The organism is Aeromonas sp., assembly GCF_050633025.1.
In the GTDB taxonomy this organism is placed as follows: Bacteria; Pseudomonadota; Gammaproteobacteria; order Enterobacterales; family Aeromonadaceae; genus Aeromonas.
The window spans coordinates 1-7,412 of record NZ_JBODRQ010000148.1 but is presented as its reverse complement, the minus strand read 5'-3'; the positions used below and the strand labels follow the sequence as shown (position 1 = coordinate 7,412).

5 protein-coding genes are annotated in these 7,412 nt (G+C 61.1%); all 5 read right to left on the bottom strand.

Features of this window, described 5'->3' with window-relative positions; genetic code table 11:
• Positions 1–92: 92 nt before the first annotated feature.
• The 5 genes from pepE to ACRAUW_RS15535 all read right to left on the bottom strand — a co-directional run bounded on the left by pepE (position 93) and on the right by ACRAUW_RS15535 (position 7,136).
• Entirely contained in the window at positions 93–818 is a 726-nt protein-coding gene (gene pepE, locus ACRAUW_RS15555; RefSeq protein WP_431363003.1) for a dipeptidase PepE, read from the bottom strand.
• 250 nt (positions 819–1,068) lie between these two features.
• Positions 1,069–2,877 (bottom strand): carbon starvation CstA family protein, encoded by a 1,809-nt coding sequence (locus ACRAUW_RS15550; protein WP_033114626.1) that lies wholly within the window; start codon positions 2,875–2,877, stop codon positions 1,069–1,071.
• Between the two features lie 217 nt (positions 2,878–3,094).
• A complete protein-coding gene (gene btsR / locus ACRAUW_RS15545; protein ID WP_431363002.1) occupies positions 3,095–3,832 on the bottom strand; it encodes a two-component system response regulator BtsR in 738 nt (245 codons plus the stop codon).
• Complete coding sequence (locus tag ACRAUW_RS15540) at positions 3,826–5,520, bottom strand: LytS/YhcK type 5TM receptor domain-containing protein (protein WP_431363001.1); 1,695 nt, start codon at positions 5,518–5,520, stop codon at positions 3,826–3,828. The genes btsR and ACRAUW_RS15540 overlap by 7 nt, the downstream gene beginning before the upstream one ends.
• Before the next feature lie 245 nt (positions 5,521–5,765).
• A complete protein-coding gene (locus ACRAUW_RS15535; protein WP_431363000.1) occupies positions 5,766–7,136 on the bottom strand; it encodes an endonuclease/exonuclease/phosphatase family protein in 1,371 nt (456 codons plus the stop codon).
• Positions 7,137–7,412: the final 276 nt, after the last annotated feature.

Here is a 7,412-nt window from a genome sequence, read left to right as displayed (position 1 = left end):
ATAAAAAAGAGGGATGGCATTGAGCCATCCCTCTTTTGTTTTTACGGTTTCGCGAGCAATCCACCTGCCAGTGGTGAAGCGATCTTCGTGGCTTAGCAGACCTTGAAGGGGGTCAGCTCGGCCAGCGGGCTCGCGTCCATAAAGGCTTGCGGCTCCTGGCCATGTTTGAAGATCTTGAAGTCCTGATCGCGGGCGCTCCAGTACTCAACGGTATCGCCGCTGATCTGCAACAGGCTCGCTTCGCGCAGGGCCACCACATATTCGCTCGGGTTGATGGCGCAGAACTCGGCCAGACGCTCGTCGCGGGTCTCGCCCATGTGGCCGCTGATGCTGGCATCCAGATAGTGCGGGTTGATCTGCAGCGGGAACAGGCCCAGCGCTGGCAGTACGGCGGCGTTACAGACCGGCATATCGTTGGTGGTGCGGATGCTCGGGGTCGCCACGTTGCAACCGGCGCTCCAGCCCACATAGGGGACGCCCCGCTCGCGCACGGCACGCTGGATCGGCACGATCAGGCCGTTTTCGTGCAGCATCTGGTTGAGGCGCCAGGTGTTGCCACCGCTGATAAAGATGGCATCGGCCTGATTGACGGCATCGACCGGATCATCGAAGTGGTGAATGCTGATGGTCTCGATCCCGAGGCTCTCGGTGAGATCATTGGCGCGGGCATCCCAGTCACTGCGGATCACCGCGTAGGGGATCAGCAGAATACGCTTGACCGGTTTGCGGGCCAGCAGGCTCTGCACCCGGTCGCGGGCCCAGCCGAGCAGACCCGGAAATTCGTTGGCTTTACCATTGCTAAGCAGAAGCAGTTCCATCAAATAGGTCCTCAAAAAGTGAAAGCAGAGGAGGGAGGGCCACCGGCTCCGCCGTGCGGCCCGATTGCAAGAGGAGGCATGCTACCACCATTGGCGCGGCGGTTCTGTGATCGGGGGGCCCATTCAACGGCTATGGATGAGTAACTCAATGCCAAACGGTGGATTAATGAACCGTGGTCAATTCGTCACCCATCGCCAATAAAAGACCCCGCCGCAGCGGGGTCGTGTCAGGGGTAAAGCTACTCGCTCATCAGGAGGCGGTCGCTTCCACCACCTTGTAGGAGGGCTGCTGGCGCAGCTTCCACAGCTCGCTCCATTTGCGCAGGGCGGAGAGCAGGATCAGCATCCCCAGCACCAGCATGATGAGGGAGATGATGCCGTTCATCGGGTTGTAACCCTTGGCCGCCGCGTTGAAGTAGACGTTGCTCATCATCCAGTAACCGGCGTAGTTGACGGTGACGAACAGGTAGGCCAGCGGAATGAGACAGGTCAGCATGTAGCGGCGCTTGCTGGCCAGTCGCAAGATGATGGTGGCACCGATGATGAGGCCCACCGAGGCCATCAGCTGGTTCGATACCCCGAACAGCGCCCATACCGAGCCGATATCGCCGGACATCAGCAGGTAGCCCCACATCACGCAGGCGAGCACGCTGGCCCCGATGGCGCCCGGCATCCAGTCGATGCGCTTGAGGGGCGGGTAGAACTCGCCGAAGAAGTCCTGAATGAGGTAGCGGGAGACCCGGGTACCGGAGTCGACGGCAGTCAGGATGAACACCGCTTCGAACATCACCACGAACTGGAAGAAGTAGGAGGCGAGGTTACTGAACCAGGGCACCTTGGTGAAGATGTAGGACATGCCCACCGCCAGGGTGACGGCGCCGCCGGTGCGGCCGTTCAGATCCATGCCGATCTCCTGGGAGAGGAACGGCAAGTCCACCACCTGCATCCCCAGTTTGGCAAAGGCTTCCGGGGTGGCGTTGATGGCGAAGTAGTCCGCCGGGTGCAGGGCAGTGGCGGCGATCAGCGCCATCACGCCCACTACGCACTCGGCCAGCATGGCACCGAAGGCAACCGGCAGGATGTCGTTCCACTTGTCCACCAGTTTCGGGGTAGTGCCGGAGCCAATAAAGGCGTGGAAGCCGGAGATGGCGCCACAGGCGATGGTGATGGAGATAAAGGGCCAGACAGGGCCGCCCAGTACCGGGCCGCCGCCGTGGACGAACTGGGTCATGGCGGGGAACTGGATCTCCGGGTTGATGCAGATAACGCCGATCACCAGGGCGCCGAATACACCGATCTTCATAAAGCTGGAGATGTAGCCGCGCGGGGTGAGCAGCAGCCAGACCGGCAACGCGGTAGCGAAGAAGGCGTAGATGGGCAGTGCCAGACTGATGGTCTCGGCACGCAGGGTCAGCCAGGCACCGAAGGCGCTCTCCTGCACGTAGGGGCCGAAGAAGACACAGGCCAGCACGGCGGCAAACCCGACCCAGGAGGCGGCTTGCAGGTTGCCGGTCAGCTTGTGCCAAATTCCCACCACCATGGAGATGGGGATGGTCATGAAGACGGCAAACACGCCCCAGGCGTTACGCTCCAGCGCGTGCACCACCACCATGGAGAGACCCGCCATGGTGATGGTGATGATGAACAGCATCGCCAGACCGGTGCACCAGCCGGCGATGGGGCCGAGTTCGGCCTTCGCCACCTCGGAGAGGGACTTGCCCTGATGCTTCATGGAGGCGAACAGCACGACTGTGTCGTGCACCGCACCGCCGATGACGCAGCCGATCAGCAGCCAGAGAAAGCTTGGCAGGTAACCGTACTGGGCGGCCAGTACCGGGCCGACCAGCGGGCCGGCGGCGGCGATGGCCGCAAAGTGCTGGCCGAAGTTGACCCACTTGTTGGTCGGCACATAGTTCTTGCCATCTTCCAGCTGGTGGGAGGGGGTGACCAGTTTGTCGTCAGCCTGCAGCACCTTGCGCACAAAGAACACGCCGTAGAGGCGATATGCTATGGCGAGGATGCAGAGGGCCGCAATGACAAAAGTGATTGCGTGTTGCATGGGGGAGTTTCCTTTTCCTGTGGCCAGTCTGGCCGGGCTCAGGCTGCACTCTACCGATGCGGTGGGGAAAGGGGAGCGCAGAAAAGGTCAGTGGCCGGGGTCCGCCCGCGAGCGGCAGAAAAGCGGCCCCGAGCGGTTTGAGGGATGAGCCGGCGGGTGTGGCAAGCGGGTGAGTGGTAGCTGGTAGAGCTGGAGCGGGGTGAGGCGTCCCGCCCCATCAGGGAATATCTAGCAGTTCCTTGAGGGGCTTGAGGTAGCGGCGACTCACCGGCACCTTGTGACCGCCCTGAGTCACCACTTCCGCCAGCCCGCCGTCGAGCAGCAGGATTTCGCGGATCTGGCCCGGGTTGAGCAGGTACTGGCGGTGACAGCGCACGAAGCCGGTCTTCTCTTCCAGCGTGCGCAGGGTCAGCTCGGTGGTGCCCTGCTGCTGGCCGCTGATCACCCGGTTGCCTGTGAGATCGCTGTGGATGAACTCCACCTCGCCAAGGGGCAGTAGCAGAATGCGGTTGTGGCCGATGCAGGGGATGCTGCGCAGGGGCTGGGCGATGCGGGTCGGATCCGGTAGCGGCTGCCCCGCCAGTTCACCCTTTGGCGAAAGCAGCCGGTTGATGCGTTCCAGCGCCTTGTTCATCCGCTCTGCTGTGACCGGTTTGAGCAGGTAGTCGAGGGCGTTCTCCTCGAACGCGCGCAGGGCAAACTCGTCGTAGGCGGTGATGAAGACAATGTGGGGGCGCAAGTCAGGATCCAGCATGCTCACCAGCTCCAGCCCGTTGATGCGCGGCATCTGGATGTCGAGAAACAGCAGGTCGGGTTTGAGGCGATGGATGGCGGGCAGCGCCTCCATGGCGTGGGCGCATTCTCCCAGCAGGCGAATATTGCCCGCCTGCTCCAGCAACAGGCGCAGCTCCTCGCGGGCGAGGGGTTCATCGTCAACGATCAGGGCGGTCAGCATGGGCTCTCCTGCAGGGGAAGGGTGATCCTCACCCGGGTTGATTGATGGGGGACGCAGTCGATGGCGACCCCGTACTCGGCACCGTAACGGGCCTTGATACGCCGATCCACTATGTTCATGCCAAGGCCGCTCCCCTCCTGTTTCGTCTGGTAGAGCCCGGCGTTGTCGCATACCTCCAGCACCACTCGCTGCGCCTCAACCCTGGCAGTCAGGGTCAGCAGGCCGGGTTCGAACATCTGGGAGATGCCGTGCTTGACCGCGTTCTCGACGATGGGTTGCAGGGAGAAGGTGGGCAGTCGGTACTCCAGCAGCGGCTCGGGAATATGGATCTGCACGCTCAGGTGCTCGGCGAAGCGGGCCTGCTCGATGTGCAGATAGGCGTTCACATGCTCCAGCTCGTCGGCCAGGGTCACCTCGTCCCCCTGCCGTTTGAGGTTCTTGCGAAAGAAGGTGGAGAGGTTGTGTACCAGGGTGCGGGCGCTTTCGGGATCGCGCCGGATCACCGCCGACAGGGTGTTGAGGGCGTTGAACAGAAAGTGCGGGTTGATCTGCGCCTGCAACAGCTTGATCTCCGACTGTGCCAAGAGCCGCTTCTGCTCGTTGTACTTACTGGCCAGGATCTGGCCGGAGAGCAGCCGGGCAATCCCTTCCCCCAGGGTGCGGTTGATGGAGGAGAAGAACTTGCGCTTGGGCTCGTAGAGCTTGATGGTGCCCACCACCGACCCCTCTTCCCCTCGCAGCGGAATGACCAGCGAGGAGCCGAGCCGGCACTGGGGATGCAGGTTGCAGCTGTAGGGGATGAGGTTGCCGTCGGCATAGACCACCTCGCTGTGCTGGATCGCCTTGAAAGTGTGGGCCGAGTTGATGGCGGTGCCCGGCAGGTGGTGATCCTCGCCGATGCCGATAAAGGCGAGCAGCTTCTCCCGATCTGTGATGGCCACCGCGCCAACCCCGGTCTCCTCGTAGAGGATGCGCGCCATCTGCTGACACGCCTCCTGGGTGAACCCCTTGTCCAGCACCCGCATCGCTCGCTCGGCAATCTTGAGGGCGCGGGCGGAGAAGGCGACCGAGTACTTCTCCAGCATGGCGCGGTGATCGAGGATCATCCTCATGAACATGGCGGCCCCCAGGGTATTGGCCACCAGCATGGGGGCGATGATGTTCTCTATGAGGTGGACGGCGTCGTCATACGGGCGGGCCACCAGCAAGATGATGCCCATCTGCATCAGCTCGGCGATAAGGGCCACCGAGCCCACTACCCAGGGGCTGAACAGCAGGTCGAGCCGGTGGCGGGCGACGAAGTGGCGGTGCACCAGTCCACCGAGCAGCCCTTCGGCGATGGTGGAGAAGGTGCAGGCCAGCGCGGTAAAGCCCCCCAGCGAGTAGCGATGAATGCCGCCGGTGAGCCCCACCAGCAGCCCCACCACCGGGCCGCCGACGATTCCCCCCAGCACGGCGCCAATGGCGCGGGTATTGGCGATGGAGTCCTCGACCCTCAGGCCAAAGTAGGTGCCCATGACGCAGAAGCCGGAGAAGATGAGGTAGCAGAGGATCTTGTGGGGCCAGCTCAGGGTCACCTGAGTGAGGGGCATGAACAGCGGCGTCTTGGAGAGCAGCCAGGCGATCACCAGATAGACGCAGAGCTGCTGGAACAGCGAGATCACCAGAGTGAATTGTTCAAACGCCACGGCTCGTTGCCCCGGTTATCGTTGGTCATTTAATGGACGCGGAGTATTAGCAAACCCCATACCCCCTTGCAAGGAAGGGTTATCGGAATGGTGGCGTAGCGCACGATTTGCCGGATCGTCTGCCACCGTGGCGGGCGGTAACTGTTTGATTACTCAGCATGGCACTTGAGCCAGCGGCAGACGCGGCGATATTGTGGCAACAAAAAGGGGCCAAAAGGCCCCCAAATTGGCAGTCAGTACGTGGTTCAATCGAGTTTCAGATCGACCCAGACCATGCGGTGATCCGAACTGACTCCCTTGGCGATGCCGAGTTTCGCATCATAGACCAAGTGATAGCCGGCCTCGAAGCTGGCCGGCCAGAATACGCCGCTCTTGACCGCGTTGAGGTTGGCGGAGGGGATGACGTGATCCAGCTGCAGCACGCTGGAGTTGGTGATCCGTTCCGGATTGGGGCGATTGAGGTTGCGTTTGCAGTCGGTCCCCTTGTTGACACACTCCGGGCCCCCTTCGCTGACCGGGATCAGGGTGCCATTGGTGATGGCCTGATTCATCAGGGCGTTGTCCAGCAGTGCCCGAATGGCGGTCAGGTCGCCGTCACCAGTGAGCGGGTCGGCATTGAGATCCCCGGCGATAACGAACTTGGCGTTTTTGGCCAGTCCACCCTTGGTCCCCTTGTCATCGGTCATGTAGTCGAGACCCTTGACGTAGTCGTTCCAGAAGGCGATCTCGGCGCGGTTGTGCTTGACGGTGTGACGCGCCGCGTTGGCAAAGATCGGCGGGGTCGGGTGGGAGATCAGGAAGTGAATGACCTCTTCCCCCTTCTCGGTCTTGATGCGCACCGGCACGTCGGCGTGGTTCTTGGAAGAGAGCGGGTACTTCTGCCACACCTCATCGGCATACCAGGCATCGCCACATTCACGATATGGGTTTTTGACCCCGTTTTTGTCGATCAGCTTTTTACAGTCATCGATGACTGGGTTCTTCTCGCCCGGCATATCCTTCCACTTGAAGTGCTGGAAGGTACGGATCTGCTTGGTGTTGATAGGATATTTGGACATCACCGCAAAGGCGTACTGGCCGTGGTAGTTACCAAAGCCCCAGGCATCATCGGGGCCGCTGTTGACCTTGCCATCGAGATTTAGGTCATAACCGCTCATCAGGCCGGTGTTGGTGGCAAAGTTCTGCAGCACCGGATAGCTGATGGCAGTCACTTCGGCATGCTGGGGATGGGCCAGATAGTTGTCGTTGAAGGCTTTCAGATCGGTAGTGCTTTCGCCCTTGCCATCGTTGTCGAACTCGTTGAGCAGGAAAACATCCGGGCGGGTGCGCTGGATGATCTCCGCGACATTGCGGATCTGCTGTATGCGTTTGGCTTTGGTTTCAGTGGCGTCGCTCAGGCTCCCTTCCGCGAGGCGGGCCAGCAGGGCATCCTGCTCGGTGCGGGTCAGTGCCAGCTCGCTAGTCAGCTCGCCAGCGTTATCGCGGTCAAAGGAAAGGTTAAAGGTGGCAAAACGAACCATGGGATCAGCTGCCTTTGAGTCATTGTCGCTGTTGCAGCCTGTTAGCATCCCGAGGGCGATGGCGGCAGCAAGTAGGGTTTTGTTGATGTTTGTCATTGTAATTGTTCCGTAGCATCAATGCGTTATGCCTTCGGTGAGGCGGTGCCATTATAAGTAGAGGGCGATGCTGCGGGGATTTGGCCTGAGCAAAGTGTGAGGCTATTCACAGCCTGTTTGGGTCGAAGATGAATATTGGCTGGCCTGTATGACACGGGGTAAATCAGGTCGCTTCGGCCCGTGTTGTGGTAAGGGGCGACAGTTTGCCAATCTTTTACACTACCATCGGCAGGCCGCTCTCGGGGTGGTGGATCACCTGTGCCGGATAGTCATAGA

What these genes read in the sequence shown, in the direction of transcription:
- pepE (WP_431363003.1), bottom strand. Translation starts at nt 818, where the DNA reads ATGGAACTGCTTCTGCTTAGCAATGGTAAAGCCAACGAATTTCCGGGT.
- ACRAUW_RS15550 (WP_033114626.1), bottom strand. Translation starts at nt 2,877, where the DNA reads ATGCAACACGCAATCACTTTTGTCATTGCGGCCCTCTGCATCCTCGCC.
- btsR (WP_431363002.1), bottom strand. Translation starts at nt 3,832, where the DNA reads ATGCTGACCGCCCTGATCGTTGACGATGAACCCCTCGCCCGCGAGGAG.
- ACRAUW_RS15535 (WP_431363000.1), bottom strand. Translation starts at nt 7,136, where the DNA reads ATGACAAACATCAACAAAACCCTACTTGCTGCCGCCATCGCCCTCGGG.